Below are 15,285 nucleotides of genomic sequence, written 5' to 3'. Positions count from 1 at the left end.
TTTGGAGTTAGGTGTTAGTTTTTTGGGGCAGAAGGTTGGAGTTTGGAGTTAAGTGTTAGGGGTTTGGAGTCAAAGGTTGGGAGTTGTTAGGGGTTTAGGGTTTAAGTGTTTGGTAATTCGACTGGAGTTGAAGTTGGAAAAAGCCCATAGGGCTTCAATCTGAATAGCCGCCGGTGTAACCGGCGGGAAACAAGGCGTCGGCTGAATTCCAAATGCACAACCCCGTAGGGGTTGAACCTTCCATGCTGAGAGATTCAACCCCTACGGGGTTGTTTGATATAATGATATCGATAATTACATCCGCCGGTTGCACCGGCGGCTATTTACATTGAAGTCCTACGGGCTTTTTAATTAGGGGCCGCTAATCTATGCAGGTTGTTATGCTAACTTAAATGATTGCTCCCTAGGTGCAACCAACCGCCTACAACCAACCGCAACCGGAAATAAACAAACGGCTACCGGCAAACGGGAACCTGCAACTTGCATCCTGCATCCTGTAACTTTCCTCCCGCCCTCACCTTTCCAACGGCTTATGCTCAACTTTTGCTTTGGCGGCCTCGCTCCAGTTTTTACCAATTGCAGATAGGTACTCCGACCCGTTCCAACCATTCACCACACTTTTGCGGTCCGATGCCGGCTCGGCCAGGTACATCTCGTGACCGGGATGGCTGATGATATTCAAACCGCAGGTACGGAGCATGGCTTCGATACCCGCATGGTTGGGCGCCCACCAGTTGGTAACATCGCCTGCCAACTTGTGTTCAATAAAGGCCATCTTGGGCCAACCTTCCTCTAGCATAGCCTGCCGGTCGTCCATGCTCATATCAGGTGGTGCGGGGTACACTTCCTCGCCGGGCATGGTAAGGGTTTGAAAGACCAGCAACTTGTTCAGCTTTTGGGTAACAATATCCAGTGCCAGCACCGGGTATCGCAAGTGGTAAAATACGCCCATGAAGATGATCAGGTCAAAACGCTGGTCGAGGTGGGCCAGGTCGTATACCTGCATTTGCCGGAACTCTGTTTTATGTTCCAAGCCCAATTGCTGTGCGGCCCACTGTGCCTGTTTGAGGTAGTGCGGGTCGAGGTCGATACCCAGCACATGGGCGCCCCGCTTGGCCAGCTCGAACGTATAGAAGCCAGCATTGCAGCCAATATCCAGTGCCGACCAGCCTTCCAGGTTTTCGGGTATGCTTCCCTGTAAGTCCTTCCACTTGAAGGAAGGGAAGTCGCCAAAAGGATGGTGCGGTGCCGTTTGCACGCCAGCCGGCAGGTGCAGGTTGTGAAACCAGGGACCTAATGTTTTTACCTGCTCTTCTATACCTCCTTCGCCGGTACGGCTTGTTGCTTCCTGCATAATGCTTCGTTGTAATAAGTTACCAATTCTGTTGCGCGGTGTGCGGCGGTATGGGCTGCCAGCACTTTCTTGCGGCCGCTTTCACCGATGGCGATGCGTTCTTCCTCCGAAATTTCATTCAGGTAGCGCAGGGTGTCCTGCGCCGAGTGACTGATTAAAATTTCCGTACCTATTTGGAAGATGCTGTCGATGCCTTCCCAGTAATCGCTGATGATGGGTGTGCCGCAGGCAGCCGCTTCAAAGAGGCGCACGCTGGGCGAATAGCCCGCCCGGATCATATCGGCCCGGGTGATATTGAGGGTAAAACGCTGGCTGTTGTAAAATGCGCGGTGTTGTGCCGGCGGCAGGTGCTCAATGCGCTGCACATTTTGCGGCCATGTGATGCTCGCCGGGTATTGCGGGCCTGCCACTACAAAGCGGCCGGTTTCCCACTGCGCTGCTGCATCCAGCATCAGCTTTTGCAGCGGCGGCTGGCGGTCGTCGCTATAGGTACCCAGGTAACCCAGGTCCCACTGGTTGCGCTGTGCTTCGGGGAAATACAGTTCCGGATCAAAGGAACAGTAAAATGCCCGCGCCATGGGTGAGCCAAATACATCCTCCAACCTTTGCAGGGTTGGCCCGCCGGTAAAGGACAGGTACAAGTCGTATTGCGCAATCAGGTGCGGGTGGAGGTACTCGTAGTCTTCCCGCTCCAGTTTGGCCAAAGTAACTGGGGTGTCGATGTCGTAAAATGCCGTGACGCCTTCTGCTGTATCCACCACCCACTGTCCTACGGCCACACCTTCGGGAACGTAGGAGCCAACGATCACCAGGTCGGCCGAGCCCACAAGCGATGCGTACCGGGATTTCAGTTCTTCGAGGTCCTGGTATAAAATAGTGGTACAGTAAGGCGGCTGGGGCAGGTCGCGGTTGGAAGCATACCAGGGCACGTCCCTTTCGAGGAAACTCACGCGGTGCCCATTGCGGTGCAGCTCGCGTACCAGCCCGCGGAAGGTAGTGGCATGGCCATTACCCCATGCGGAGGTGATGGATAGGCCGAGGATGACTATGTTGAGGGGTTGCAAGTTTGTTAGGTTTAGGGTGAGGGTTAGGTTGAGAACGAGGGTGAAAGATTATTGATTATTAATTATTTATTATTGGAAAGACAGCTGCTGATAGCAAGACCAATAATCAATAATCCAATAATCAATAATTTTCTGGCAGCGCCAGTTCCTTTTGCAACAATGCATCCAGTTCCACTGCCCGCTGGTCGTAAGTGTGTTTGGCCAGTACTTTTTGCAAGGCCGAATCGCCAATGGCTTTTGCTTTTTCATCGCTGAGACCGGAGAGGATTTCTTTTACCTCGTCCCCGCTTTTGGCAACCAGTATTTCTTTACCGGGCTCGAAGAAAAAGTCAATGCCTTCCCAGTAATCGGTGATGATACAGGCACCGGCACCGGCGGCTTCAAACACACGGGTGGCGGGCGAAAAACCGTACTTGGCCATGCTGTCGCGGCTGATATTGAGTACTGCCTTGGGCGAACAGTTCAGGGCATTGTGATCGCGGGTGAATACATGACCCAAGTAGTGCACGTTGGCAGGCATGGGTTTGTCCTGCCAGCCATTTCCACCCAGGATAAACTGTTGATCGTGCATGGCAGCCGCCACGGCCAGGAAAAAGTCTTCTACCCTCTTTTCGCGGTCGGGCAGGCGGTTGCCCAGGAAGGCCAGGTCGGCACCAAAGCGTTCTTCCTTTTCCACCGGGTGATGGGTATCGGGGTCGAGGGCATTGTAAATGGGTACGCATTTGCGGGCACCAAAGCTTTTATAGGCATTCACCACCGGGTCGCCGCCTCCGTAGGTGAGGATCAGGTCGTACTGCGGGATCAGTGCTTTGAAATAATCCTCATCGCCGTACTGCACCCGGTCGAGGGTTGCAGGCGCATCCACATCCCAGAAGATCACGAATTTGCCTTTCAGCTTTAGTTGGAGTACTTCTTTTTCCAGCAGTTCGTCAAACACCCCTACCCCGCTGGTTTTTACAATCACATCTGCGTGGAGGGCGTCTTCCAAAGCTTCGGATACGGCAGCTTCCGTTGGCGCATACACTTTTACGGTAGCATATTCCGGATCGGGGATATCGCGGTTCTTTTGGCGGTCATACGCATCGGGTTCGTAAAATATTACCTGGTGGCCGCGTCGGTGCATGGCCTTGATGATGCCGCGGTAATAGGTAGCGGCGCCATTCCAGTAGGCCGATACAAGGCTGGAGCCGAAGAATGCAAATTTCATGGAGCGGGGGTTGAGGGTTAATAGTTTATGGACGATAGACGATGGACCATAGTGAAAAGACAACGGACGACAGACGACGGACAACCATGGTCTATGGTCTCTCGTCCATCGTCAAAATAGTTGTTTGTTCTGCTGCAAGATTGCCCACCTGCAGTTCCTGGCAAATAGCATAAAGCTGGTCTACGCGGTGTGCACAGGTGTGCCGGTCTTGAATGGTTTGTAAGCCATGGACGGTTTGCCGGCGCACCAGGTCGTGATCGGTGAGCAGCTGCTGCATCTGGGTTTTCATTTCCTCACCGTTGTTGGCCACCAGGAAGTCTTCACCGGGTGTAAACAAACCCTCGGCATCTTCCCAGGGCGCGGAAATGAGCGGGATGCCGCAGGCAAGGGCTTCAAAAGGCCGGATAGTGGGAATACCGGGCAGCGCTTCCACGTAGGGCCTGCGGGGCACATGCACGGTAAAACGGTATTTGGCAAAAACCTCAGGCGCCTTGTAATTGGGCAGCCAGCCGCCATAGGTGATGCCCGCATCAGCAAGGGCTTTAAGGGCATGATCGGGATAGCGCACACCATAGATGGTAGCCTTCAGGCCCAGTTCTTTCACAGGGTTGATCAAGAATTCGAACAGTTCCTTGGTTCGCTCGTCATCGCCCCAGTTGCCTACCCATACCAGGTCGCCTTCGTAGGCCTTTTCCACGAGGGGATGAAAGATGCGGGTATCAGCCGCTTCGTGCCAGGTCCAGGCTTTTTGTGCCCAGCCTTCCTGCAGGTAAATATCGCGGATCACGTTGCCGAATGCCAGCACGCCATCGTAGTGCGACAGGTCGTACTGCGCCATGCTGCTGCGCTCCGTAACCGCACGGTGGTGGGTATCGTGAAAGAGTAAGCGAAAATCTTTTTTCGTCCGGAGTTCGCCAATGGCTTTAACCAGGGCATGCTCATTCCATTCGTGTACAATAACCAAGTCGGCGCCCGCCAACACTGCTTCCAGGTTGATGGTGGCAGGGTCGTAAAAACTGGTTTTCAGCAAAGGATAATACGCGCTAAAATCGGCCAGGCCCTGCTCGCCATGATCTTTGAGCAGGTTGGAAAGACTCCAGTTGTTTTGTGGTTCGTACACCACCACTTCATTTCCTCTTTCCAGCAATTCGGTAACCACGCCCCGCAAAAAATGAGCGTTGCCATGGTTCCAGTCGGAAAGCAGGGAATGGTAAAACAGTATAATCTTCATGGTTTCAGTTCGGTATTACTTGCTTGGTTAAGGTTCGATAGAGGGACAAATATTCCTGACCCATCTGGTATGCCGAAAACTGCAGGGCGCGTTCCCTTGCCTTGGCTGCCATGGCGTCCAACAAAACAGGATGCGATACCAACTCGTTGACGGCACATGCCAGGCTGATGGCATCGTCAGGGTCTACATACAAGGCAGCATCACCCCACAGTTCGTGGAGGGTAGGCAGGCTGGACAACACCAGCGCGCACCCGCTCAGTGCTGCTTCCAGGGCCGATAAGCCAAAGGGTTCGTAGCGTGCCGGCAATACATACACCGAGGTAGTTGCCAACTCAGCCGCTACTGCAGCCGGCGACAGCCTTCCCAGGTATTGAACAGTCTGCCCACCCAGGTCGGTGGTATTATTTTCAAAATGCAGATCACCGGCAATTTTTACCCCGCACTGCATATGCGGGGCTGCCTCCAGCACCAGGTGCAGGTTCTTGGCTTCGTCCCACATACGGCCCATGGCCATTACTTGTGGCTGTTTGATGCCGTTATGAAACATCACCGTATGACGGCCATTGTGCACTACCCGGGTTTCATTTTCAAACCCAAAAAGTTGCTGCATCAACGCCAGGGAAGCCCTTGTTGGACTTACCACCAGGTCGGCACTTTCCAACCCCAGCTTTACCCTGCTGAAATACTCCGACCATTCATGGCCCGGCAAGGTTCCTTTCACCGATTGCCACCAGGAAAAAACATCAGAATGAGCTACCACCAGCTTGGGTGCATTGAAAGGCAGACCGGCATAGGCAAAGCTGTTCAGGTGCACGAGGTTGGGTTGCAGTTCCTGTTCCAGTTGCAACAACCATTCACCGGAGGCATCGATGTCCTGCCAGGGGTCGTCCATCCACTCAAGTTTGTAGGAGGTATCATACAACACCACGTTGGAAAGCGAAGCCGCCGTTTTCACCTGGTCGGGTTGTAAAGGTGCCCCGGCCGTAACCAGGTGAAATGTCACCTGTGACAGGCTTGCGCACAACTCCATGCAATAGGTCCACACGCCGCCAACGGTGTCGGCCGTCATCAGCACAGAAAATGGTATCGCTTGCTCATTGTTCATAAATACGATCCAGCACAGCGGCCGATTGGATGAATTGGTATGCCTGTTGGTCAAATGCGGGGTTGCCGGCCAATTGTTCGATCCAGCGCACCAGGGCCCGGCCTCCCCACTCGTCGGGGGGCAATACCAGGGTTTCGCATTTGGTACCCCAAAACCGGTAGGCATCGAAATCATAAAACGAACCGCCGATATTTTTCAGCGCTACGCCACCATTGGTACCATAAAAGGATGCCTCAATCACAGCTTCACATCCTGCCTGCAGGTTCCAGGAGCATGCCAGTTGCGCGGATGCGCCTGTTGCCAGTTGCATGCTCACGTTGGCAAAGTCTTCCACTTCATTGGCTCCCGACAGCTTTTTACCTTTTGCATACAGTTGACTGTGGACGCTGGACACCTCAGGAAAATTGAGCGCATACAGCAATAGGTCCACAAGATGGATACCAAGGTCAAGCACACAGCCGCCGCCCGATTGTTGTTTGTCAAAAAACCAGGGCTTGTCGGGGCCATAGGCATTGTGAAACTTCAGGTCCACGTGAAAGATATCACCCAGCTCACCTGATTGTAGGATGGGCAGGATGGCCTGGAAAGCTGCGGTGTACCGGTAGGAGAAATCAGCACCAAGGAGGCGGTTGGCTTTGGCGGCGGCCTCCACCACCTCGCACACTTCAGCAGCGTTGCGGCCCAAGGGTTTTTGGCAAAAAACAGCTTTACCTGCTGCAAATGCAGCTACCGACTGGTCGCGGTGAAGGGCACTGGGCGTGGCAATCACTACCCCATCAATGCCTTCGGTGATGGCCGCATCAAAGCTGTGCGCAGCAGCGGCATCCGGTACCAGTTTGGAAGCTTCCAAGATACAGGCTTCCGAAGGATCAGATACCAGGGCTATATCAGCCAGACCGCTTTCCAGGGCGGCCTGCATGCGGTGCCTCCCGATCCAGCCAACACCGGCAAAGGCCAGCTTGGGTTTTGTCAGTAAAAGGGTTTCCATCTTAGTTGTATGGTGGTTGGGGAACCACGGAGACAGGGAGTACACAGCGTTTCACAGTTTTCCTGTGTTTCTCTGTGCCGCAACTGTCTCCGTGGTTCAAATAATTACATCCTGATCAATGCCTTCATAAAGCCTTCCGGGCGGTTGGCGGTCAGTTCAAAGCCTTTATTCAGCTGCTCCAGCGAGAGGCTGTCGGTATACAGCGTAGCGGGGTTGATGCGGCCACTTACCACGGCAGCTACTGCGGCCTCCATGCCATCGAGGTATTTGCGTGGGTCGCGTTCATGGGCATTGATGACGTCGATGGCCTTCCAGTTCCATTTCTGGAGGTTCACCTGGCGGAGCCCGTCCTGGTGGTAGCCGGCAATGATGATGCGGCCGTACTCGGCAACGATTTCTGTTGCCAGGTCGATGGCTTCCTGCTTGCCGGTAGCTTCTATTACCCGGCTGCAGCCGGCACCGCGGGTGATCTCACCGATCTTGTTGGCGGTTTCCCAGGTGCTGGTTAAGGGCACTACTTCATCGGCACCAAAGCGGCGGGCATAATCAAGCGAAAAGGCCCTGCGCGAAACGGCGATCACTTTGGCTCCGCGCTCCTTGGCCAGCTGGCACAGCAGCGCTCCCAAAAAACCCGTACCGATGATGGCAACCGTGTCGCCCGCCTTTACATCGCTGCGCTCAAAGATATTGAGGGCGCACCCCAGCGGCTCGCCGGGGAAAGGCTGGCCTTCCAGCTCTTTGGGCAGGGTGATAAAAGAAGCCTCACCAGCCACATCGTAATCGGCGTAGGCATGGTAGGAAAGGAAAGCCACCCGATCGCCGGCCCGGGCCTTTTGCACATCGGAGCCTACGGCTTCAACAATGCCCCAGCCTTCATGGCCGGGCGAGCCGGGTTCGGAGGGGTACTGAAACCACTCGCGGCCTTCCCAAAGGGGCAGGCTGGAGGAGCACACACCACATCCTTCTACTCGGATCAGTACTTCGCCGGGTTTGATTTGGGGTAAGTCTACTTCCTGTAAGTTGATGGTTCGGGGTTGCGATAAAACGGCGGCTCTCATTTATCGATGGTCTCCAGGTTGGTGGTGTTCACAATGGTTTTGGCATTTTTCTTTACAGTAGGTGCAACGGCATTTTGCTGCAGCCATTCGCTCAGCAGCTGCACGCCTTCGCGGGTTCCATAACGGGGCGCCCAGCCGGTGGCAGCACTAAAGCGGCTGAAGTCGGAAACATAGTATTTCTGGTCGCTGGGACGCCATGTTTCAAAGAAAACCTGCGGCTTTTTACCCGACACTGTTCCGATCATATCAATAAGTTCCAGCAGGCTCACGGTATTGTTTACGCCACCGCCCATGTTGAAGGCATGCCCTGAAATGGTATCGATATTTTCCTGCGCCAGCAGGAAGGCATCCACAAGGTCCTCCACAAACAAGATATCCCTAACCTGTTTGCCATCACCATACAGGGTGATGGGTTTTTCTTTTAGCGCCTGGATCAGGAAGTGGGCAACCCAGCCCTGGTCTTCGGTGCCAAACTGGTGCGGACCGTATATACAGCTCATGCGAAACACTACGGTCTTCAAACCAAAAGTGCGGGCATAATCGAGGATGTACTGATCGGCAACACCCTTGGTACAACCATAGGGGCTGTGGAAATCGAGGTTGCGCAGCTCGTTGATGCCATTGGCGCGGTAGTAAGCATCCTTGGGTTCGTAGCGGGTAGCACGGGCAGCCATGCCGATGTCTTCTAGGTCGCCGTAAACTTTATTGGTAGAAGTAAACAACAAGGTGGGTTTGGACTCCGAATGCCGGATGGCTTCCAGCAGGTTGAGGGTACCCAATGCGTTTACTTCAAAATCGTGAAAAGGATCTTCCAGGCTGGTGGTTACCGCTACCTGTGCGGCAAAATGATATACCTGTTCCGCACCGGCAACTGCCTGTTGCACGGCCTCCCGGTTACGGATATCCGCAATCATTACCTGCAGCGCATCGCCGTGTTGCTGTTGCAGCCATTCCAGGTTTTGCTCTACGCCTTTGCGGCTCAGGTTATCAAACACCATCACCCTTTTACCCTGTTGCAGCAGGCGGTGCGCCAGGTTCACGCCCACAAAGCCGGCACCACCTGTAATCAGTACATAAGGTTCCTTGCCAGTAGTAGCTCCTGCCGCCCTGTTGTTGTTACTATTATCTTTCATCTTGCTTCGGGGTTAAAGGGTTAAACAGTCAGTCCGCGTGCAGCCAGTTCACGGCTGGCTTCGTTCACACGGTCTTCGGCGGTTTGGGTTTCCAGCCAGAGGGCCAGTTCCATCAGCCCGTCTTCAAGTGCAACCTGCGGCTCGTAACCCAGTATTTTCCGGGCTTTGGAAATATCGGAAAAGCAGTGGCGTATATCGCCTACGCGGTACTTGCCGTTGATATCAGCCTGGATATCGTCTTTGCGCAGCACCTTGGCCAGCTTGGCGGAAATTTCGCGCACCGTATATGCATTGCCGCTGCCAATATTGAATACTTCACCGGCAGCTGCTGGTACTTCCATGGCCAGCCTTGAAGCAAGGGCAATGTCCAGCACGCTCACAAAGTCGCGCTGCTGCATGCCGTCCTCGAAGATCATCGGTGCATTATTGTTGAGGAAACGCGAGGCAAAGATGGCCAGCACCCCGGTGTAGGGATTGTTCAGCGACTGGCGGGTGCCGTACACGTTGAAAAAGCGCAGGGCAACAGTAGGAATATTGTAGGCCTTGCCCACCATCAGGCAGAGGCGCTCCTGGTCGTACTTGCTGAGGGCATATACCGATGACAGGGTGGGTGTTTTTGATTCGGGTGTAGGGTAAGGCTTCAGCTCGCGGCCTTCGCTGTCGTACACTTCCCAGCGGCCCTGCTTCAGCTGGTCGAGCTTGCGCTCCATGCCTGCCTGGATATTGCCTTCATAGTCCTTGTACAAACCTTCCCCATAAATGCTCATGCTGGAGGCCACCACCAGTTTTTCAACGGGGTTTTTGATCAGGGCTTCCAGCAGCACGGCTGTACCCATATTGTTTACATCGGTGTACTCCCTGATCTCGTACATGCTTTGCCCAACGCCAACCATGGCAGCATAGTGGTACACGGCATCTACGCCTTTCAGTGCTTTGGCCACCGCCTCGGGGTCGCGTACATCACCTACCATCAACTCCGCCTCCGGGTTCAGGTACTCGGGCCTGCCTGCATTGGGGCCATGTACCTGTTCGCTAAGATTATCGAGGATCCGGACTTGGTAACCTTTGTCGAGCAACTCATCGGTAAGGTGCGAGCCTATAAAGCCTGCACCACCGGTGATCAGAATTTTTTTGTTCATGTACCGCTATGTTGATGTGTTGATGGGTACATAAAAAATTGTTCCACTGCCCGGCTGTATCGGTTTAATGATGAGCCTTTGAAAAGAACTGCGGGGTTGATAAAATCCATTGCTTCAGGTCTGCAGGGGACGGCAAACAACCTGAAGCGCAAACATTAGAATCATCAAAATAGCTTTGTAGCTTCTACTTTGATGATGCTGCCTGCCTTTAAGGCTTGCACAGCCTGCATACGATACAGTGTAGGAAAATTCAGAAAGGTGTGGGAAAACTGTGTGTAAAAGAAGAACAAGCACAGATTATGTTGAAAAAAAACGCAGGTTAATTCAGCCCGCAGTCAAACAACTGTTGAATGATTTCCCCACTAACTGTTCAAAATTCGGGTGTATATAACGGAAGTGAACAAATGGCTTTTTTATAAAGACCCGCTTTTTCATAAACCAGCTAAAGAGAAATGGCGTTGCGAAACGGGCAAAAGGAAAGAGAAGGTGGCACCTTGGCCTTCCTTGCTTTGAGCCGAAATAAAACCGTGGTGGTTTTCTATGATGCGTTTGCAGATAGCCAGTCCAATGCCTGTGCCGCCGTACTCATGGCCAGGATGCAGGCGCTGGAAGATTTCAAAAACCTTATCGTAGTAGGCCATATCGAAGCCAATGCCATGATCGCGAACATGCACCAGCACAAAGTCTATTTGTTGCCACAAAGGCTCACTTACCTGCAATACCGACAAATAAGCCCGGAAAGAAGGATCTTGTTCCAATGCTGCTGCGTTCAACTGTTCGCAAAAAATTTCGATGCGTGGTGCTTCACCGGGTTTTACAAACTTAATGGCATTGGTCAGCAGGTTTTGCAGCAGCTGGCCCAGTTGCGAAGGATTGCCTTCCACCTTGGGCAGGTCTTTCCAGGTAATCTCGGCGCCCGATTGTTCAATCATCACTTCCATATCGGACAAAACCTGCTGCAAAACAGCATTCAGGTCGAGGGGAATAAATCCTTGCTTTTTATCCTTAATGCTCGAAAACTGGAGGATGTCTTCAATCAGGTGCTGCATCCTTCCGGTTGACTGTACAATCTTCTGAATATAGAGGGCGCTGCGTTCATCAAAAGTACCAAATGATTCTTTTTGCAGCAGTGAAGCAAAAGTGAGAATCTTGCGCAGCGGCTCCTGCAGGTCGTGGGAGGCCACATATGCAAATCGTTGCAACTCGGTGTTGGTGACTTCCAGTGCTTGGGTCTTTTCTATGAGGTCTTGTTGCGCCTTTTGCTGGTCGGTTACGTCCTGTGCGGTACCTACCATTCCGATAACCCGACCGGCTTCATTCACCAGCACCTCTCCTTTGGCCAGGATGATTTTCTCCGGACCTGTGTCTTGTTGAATGCGGTGGTAAAAACTGGGAAAATGCGTGGTGCGCAAGGCTTCCTTTACCAGGTTGCTCACGCGGTCGCGGTCGTCCGGGTGAATGTACTGGAGGTAAGACTCGAAGTTGATTTCCGTACCTTTTTCCTGGCCAAATATCTCGTACAACTTTACCGACCAGGTAACCTTGTCGCTTGCAATGTCCCATTGCCAGTTGCCCATGTTGGCAATGGCTTGCGCGGTTTCCAATTGCTGGTTTGCAAAACGCAACTCGGATTCTACTTTCCGCCGCTCCTGCACCTCCTTTTCCAGTTCCTCGTTTGATTTGAGGGTCATGGCCTCAGGCATGATGCGGATCATGTAAAAAACGGTAGCCCAGCTAACGACACCAGTGATAAGGCGCACCAGTGCATTGAGGCGATAGGCAGGGTACCAAAAAGTAATGGCATCCAACAGGTGGGTGGAACCACAGGCAAGTATAAACGCAGCAAATAAAAAATAAGCCCTTACAAAACGCGCCTTGGAACGGCGCGAAACAAACTTCAGGATGATCAGCGGAATGGCAAAATATGCCGACCATATCAGCAGGTCGCTGATGATGTATAACCAGCCATGAAATTCCGTCCACTTACCGCAATGCCAACGGGGTGGCCAGTCAGAAGTATCCAGCAGTTTTCTGAAAAAATCAAAGGCTTGATTCATAAGGGTGGTAAGGAAGGGTCAAGATAGAACATTTGAGGCTTGTACCTTCATTTAGTTTCCCTGACAACCCAACTCAGTTCATGACCAAGATCCACAGAGCAACAAAGAAAAAAGGGAGCAGGTTTCCTGAATTTCCCTGCTCCCTTTCTCACAAAATATCAGGCTTTGACAGTAGCCAGTTGTTCGAGGCATGCTGCCAGGCTCTCCTTCCAGGGTTTTAGCCTTATGCCGTAAACTTCCTGGATCTTGGTTTTGTCCATCACTGAGTAGGCAGGCCTTTTTGCAGGAGTAGGGTATTCGGCAGTGGTGAGGGGTTTTACCTGGCAGTCCAATCCGCTCAGGTCCCTGATGGCCAGCGCGAAATCATACCAGCTGATAACGCCTTCGTTGCTGAAGTGGAAAATGCCACCTTGCCTGGTGCCGCTATCCAGCACCTGTAAAATGGCTGCTGCAAGGTCAAGGGCATTGGTGGGCGAGCCAAACTGGTCGGCCACTACGCCGATCTCGGGGCGGCTCTGCATCAGGCGCAGCATGGTTTTTACAAAGTTGTTGGCAAAAGGTGCATACACCCAGGAGGTACGGATGATCACCGCATCTTTGTTCGCCTCCAGCACTTCGGCTTCGCCCATTTGCTTGGAGGCACCATACACGCTCACCGGGCTTACCGGATCGTTTTCGCGGTAGGGTTCTTTGCCTGCACCATTAAAAACATAGTCGGTTGAAACGTGCACCAGTTGCACACCTGTAGCGGCACAGGCACGGGCCAGCACACCGGCAGCTGTAGCATTGATGGCATAAGCCAACTCCACATCGGTCTCGGCTTTGTCAACAGCGGTATAAGCAGCGCAGTTTACCAGGGCTTCAACACCTGTTTCGCGCAGCATTTTATCTACAGCGCCTTCATCGGTGATGTCGAGTTCTGTGCGGTCGGTAAAAATAAATTGATGGTGAGGGTGTGCGGCAGCCAGTTGCTGGAAAGCCTGGCCCAGTTGGCCGGCACCGCCGGTGATCAAAATCTTCATGGTTAGTAGGTGAAATTTGCAAAGGATTCGGAAAGCAGCGGCAGTTCAAGATCCTTACCGGAAACAATGGCTTTTGCCGGATCGATTTTCCAGTCTATAGCCAGCTCAGGATCATCATAACGGATGCCGCCTTCGCTTTCTTTACTGTAATAATTATCGCATTTGTAGGCAACAATGGCAGTTTCGCTAAGTACCGAAAAGCCATGGGCAAAACCTGCGGGGAGGAATAGTTGCTTTTTGTTTTCGGCAGACAGCTCAATGGAAAAATGCTGGCCGAAAGTTGGCGAGCCTTCGCGGATATCAACTCCTACATCCAGGATGGTTCCCTGTAATACCCGCACCAGTTTGGACTGTGCAAAAGGGTTGCGTTGAAAATGCAAACCACGGATCACGCCATAGCTTGATTGCGATTGGTTGTCTTGTACAAAGTTGGCAGTGATGCCGGCTTCTTCGAATGGTTTGCGGTTGTAAGCTTCAAAAAAGAAGCCCCTGCTGTCACTGAAAACTTTGGGCGTTACAATGACCAGGCCGGGGATATGACATGTTTCAAATTGCATAACTAAAAACTCCAGTAGGATCTGCTTTTTATTTTACCCCGGTACATTCCTTTTACATCAGCAACCAGGGCGTTGGTGTTGGTGATGGCTGCAAAATAAGCATCGTCAAGCACATTATACTGCTCATGCGCAACAGAAATAACTACTGCATCATACAAGCCTTCAGCAGCGGAAGCCAGGCCAAAGCCATACTCCTGCTGTACTGCATCGGTACTTGCATAGGGGTCAAGTACATCTACCTGCAGGGAAAAGTCTTTCAGTTCTTTTACCACATCAGCCACTTTTGAATTCCGGATGTCGGCAATGTTTTCCTTGAAAGTGGCGCCCATCACCAATACCCTTGCGCTTTTCACCTCTTTTACATTGCGTATAATGTGTTGTATCAGTTTGCGCACCAGGTAGGCAGCCATATTATCATTGGTATCACGGCCTGCCAGGATCACTTTTGAATTATAACCTAACTTGCTGGCCTTGTAAGTAAGATAATAGGGATCAACGCCAATGCAGTGACCGCCTACGAGGCCGGGACTGAACTTTACAAAGTTCCACTTGGTGCCGGCAGCTTCAAGCACCTCGTAGGTATCAATACCCATGCGGTCAAAAATCATCGACAGTTCGTTCATCAATGCGATGTTGAGGTCGCGCTGGGTGTTCTCAATGATCTTGGCCGCTTCTGCCACTTTAATGCTGCTGACTTTGTGTACTCCCGCTTTTACAACCAGTGCATAGACCTGCGCAATAACTTCCATTGCTTCAGCATTATTTGCCGATACGACTTTGGTAATGTTAGCAAGGGTATGGCGTTTATCGCCCGGGTTGATCCGTTCAGGTGAATAGCCCAAACTAAAATCGGTACCGCAACGCAGTCCTGAAATCTGTTCAATAATAGGCAGGCAAACTTCTTCTGTACAACCGGGATAAACGGTGGATTCAAATACTACGTAATCTCCCTTCTTAATACAATGGCCAATGGTGGCGGCAGCTTTTTTCAGCAGCCTTAGGTCGGGGAGATTGCATTCATCTACAGGGGTGGGAACGGCAACGATGTAGAAACTGGCCGCTTTCAGGTCGGCCTGGCTGCAGGTAAACTGGATATTGCACTCCAGCAAAGCCTCGGGGTCAATTTCCTTACTGGGGTCAATGCCCTGCTGCATGAGGTGGATGCGTTGGGGATCGATATCAAACCCGATGACGGGTAGCCTGCGTGCAAATTCAAGGGCTATGGGTAACCCCACATAGCCGAGGCCAATAACAGCAAGCTTTTGCCTGCCATTCAACAATGCTTGGTACATAGGGGGCGAACAATTGCGTTTTCAAGGGGTGTAGGGTTAAGGAGTAATTAAAAACCCTGTACACAGGCTCGTGCCCGC

Annotated in this window: 13 protein-coding genes; all 13 read right to left on the bottom strand. The window is 52.3% G+C overall.

Annotated features, from left to right (window positions below; translation table 11 throughout):
- Positions 1–514: 514 nt before the first annotated feature.
- Entirely contained in the window at positions 515–1,354 is an 840-nt protein-coding gene (locus tag BUE76_RS09515; RefSeq protein WP_073042309.1) for a TIGR04290 family methyltransferase, read from the bottom strand.
- A complete protein-coding gene (locus tag BUE76_RS09510; RefSeq protein ID WP_073042311.1) occupies positions 1,315–2,418 on the bottom strand; it encodes a CgeB family protein in 1,104 nt (367 codons plus the stop codon). The genes BUE76_RS09515 and BUE76_RS09510 overlap by 40 nt, the downstream gene beginning before the upstream one ends.
- 121 nt (positions 2,419–2,539) lie before the next feature.
- Positions 2,540–3,625, bottom strand: a complete 1,086-nt coding sequence (locus BUE76_RS09505; RefSeq protein WP_073042313.1) for a CgeB family protein — start codon at positions 3,623–3,625, stop codon at positions 2,540–2,542.
- A 91-nt stretch (positions 3,626–3,716) separates the two neighbouring features.
- Positions 3,717–4,856, bottom strand: coding sequence for a CgeB family protein (locus BUE76_RS09500; protein WP_073042314.1), 1,140 nt, complete (start codon positions 4,854–4,856; stop codon positions 3,717–3,719).
- 4 nt (positions 4,857–4,860) lie between these two features.
- Positions 4,861–5,961, bottom strand: a complete 1,101-nt coding sequence (locus tag BUE76_RS09495) for a glycosyltransferase family 4 protein (protein WP_083596464.1) — start codon at positions 5,959–5,961, stop codon at positions 4,861–4,863.
- Entirely contained in the window at positions 5,951–6,949 is a 999-nt protein-coding gene (locus BUE76_RS09490; RefSeq protein ID WP_073042315.1) for a Gfo/Idh/MocA family protein, read from the bottom strand. Before BUE76_RS09490 ends, BUE76_RS09495 begins: the two co-directional genes overlap by 11 nt.
- Before the next feature lie 104 nt (positions 6,950–7,053).
- A complete protein-coding gene (locus tag BUE76_RS09485) occupies positions 7,054–8,007 on the bottom strand; it encodes an MDR/zinc-dependent alcohol dehydrogenase-like family protein (RefSeq protein WP_073042316.1) in 954 nt (317 codons plus the stop codon).
- Positions 8,004–9,140, bottom strand: a complete 1,137-nt coding sequence (locus tag BUE76_RS09480; RefSeq protein ID WP_073042317.1) for an SDR family NAD(P)-dependent oxidoreductase — start codon at positions 9,138–9,140, stop codon at positions 8,004–8,006. Before BUE76_RS09480 ends, BUE76_RS09485 begins: the two co-directional genes overlap by 4 nt.
- Positions 9,141–9,160: 20 nt before the next feature.
- The gene (locus BUE76_RS09475) at positions 9,161–10,279 is read right to left on the bottom strand and encodes an NAD-dependent epimerase/dehydratase family protein (protein WP_073042318.1); all 1,119 of its coding nucleotides are present in this window, start codon (positions 10,277–10,279) and stop codon (positions 9,161–9,163) included.
- A 431-nt stretch (positions 10,280–10,710) separates the two neighbouring features.
- Positions 10,711–12,336: a sensor histidine kinase gene (locus BUE76_RS09470; protein ID WP_073042319.1), complete on the bottom strand. Its 1,626-nt coding sequence runs from the start codon at positions 12,334–12,336 to the stop codon at positions 10,711–10,713.
- 158 nt (positions 12,337–12,494) lie between these two features.
- Positions 12,495–13,358: a dTDP-4-dehydrorhamnose reductase gene (rfbD, locus tag BUE76_RS09465; RefSeq protein ID WP_073042320.1), complete on the bottom strand. Its 864-nt coding sequence runs from the start codon at positions 13,356–13,358 to the stop codon at positions 12,495–12,497.
- A 2-nt stretch (positions 13,359–13,360) separates the two neighbouring features.
- Positions 13,361–13,915: a dTDP-4-dehydrorhamnose 3,5-epimerase gene (gene rfbC, locus BUE76_RS09460; RefSeq protein WP_073042321.1), complete on the bottom strand. Its 555-nt coding sequence runs from the start codon at positions 13,913–13,915 to the stop codon at positions 13,361–13,363.
- 2 nt (positions 13,916–13,917) lie between these two features.
- Entirely contained in the window at positions 13,918–15,207 is a 1,290-nt protein-coding gene (locus BUE76_RS09455) for a nucleotide sugar dehydrogenase (RefSeq protein ID WP_073042322.1), read from the bottom strand.
- Positions 15,208–15,285: the final 78 nt, after the last annotated feature.

The sequence above is a fragment of the Cnuella takakiae genome (genome assembly GCF_001953305.1).
Classification (GTDB): Bacteria; Bacteroidota; Bacteroidia; order Chitinophagales; family Chitinophagaceae; genus Flavisolibacter; species Flavisolibacter takakiae.
The sequence above is the reverse complement of the archived record's forward strand: the minus strand, read 5'-3'. Positions and strand labels throughout refer to the sequence as shown.

Bases quoted from the DNA above. Each gene is read 5' to 3' on its own strand.
- BUE76_RS09515 (WP_073042309.1), bottom strand. From the start codon at position 1,354: ATGCAGGAAGCAACAAGCCGTACCGGCGAAGGAGGTATAGAAGAGCAG.
- BUE76_RS09505 (WP_073042313.1), bottom strand. From the start codon at position 3,625: ATGAAATTTGCATTCTTCGGCTCCAGCCTTGTATCGGCCTACTGGAAT.
- BUE76_RS09500 (WP_073042314.1), bottom strand. From the start codon at position 4,856: ATGAAGATTATACTGTTTTACCATTCCCTGCTTTCCGACTGGAACCAT.
- BUE76_RS09495 (WP_083596464.1), bottom strand. From the start codon at position 5,961: ATGAACAATGAGCAAGCGATACCATTTTCTGTGCTGATGACGGCCGAC.
- BUE76_RS09490 (WP_073042315.1), bottom strand. From the start codon at position 6,949: ATGGAAACCCTTTTACTGACAAAACCCAAGCTGGCCTTTGCCGGTGTT.
- BUE76_RS09485 (WP_073042316.1), bottom strand. From the start codon at position 8,007: ATGAGAGCCGCCGTTTTATCGCAACCCCGAACCATCAACTTACAGGAA.
- BUE76_RS09480 (WP_073042317.1), bottom strand. From the start codon at position 9,140: ATGAAAGATAATAGTAACAACAACAGGGCGGCAGGAGCTACTACTGGC.
- BUE76_RS09475 (WP_073042318.1), bottom strand. From the start codon at position 10,279: ATGAACAAAAAAATTCTGATCACCGGTGGTGCAGGCTTTATAGGCTCG.
- BUE76_RS09470 (WP_073042319.1), bottom strand. From the start codon at position 12,336: ATGAATCAAGCCTTTGATTTTTTCAGAAAACTGCTGGATACTTCTGAC.
- rfbD (WP_073042320.1), bottom strand. From the start codon at position 13,358: ATGAAGATTTTGATCACCGGCGGTGCCGGCCAACTGGGCCAGGCTTTC.
- rfbC (WP_073042321.1), bottom strand. From the start codon at position 13,915: ATGCAATTTGAAACATGTCATATCCCCGGCCTGGTCATTGTAACGCCC.
- BUE76_RS09455 (WP_073042322.1), bottom strand. From the start codon at position 15,207: ATGTACCAAGCATTGTTGAATGGCAGGCAAAAGCTTGCTGTTATTGGC.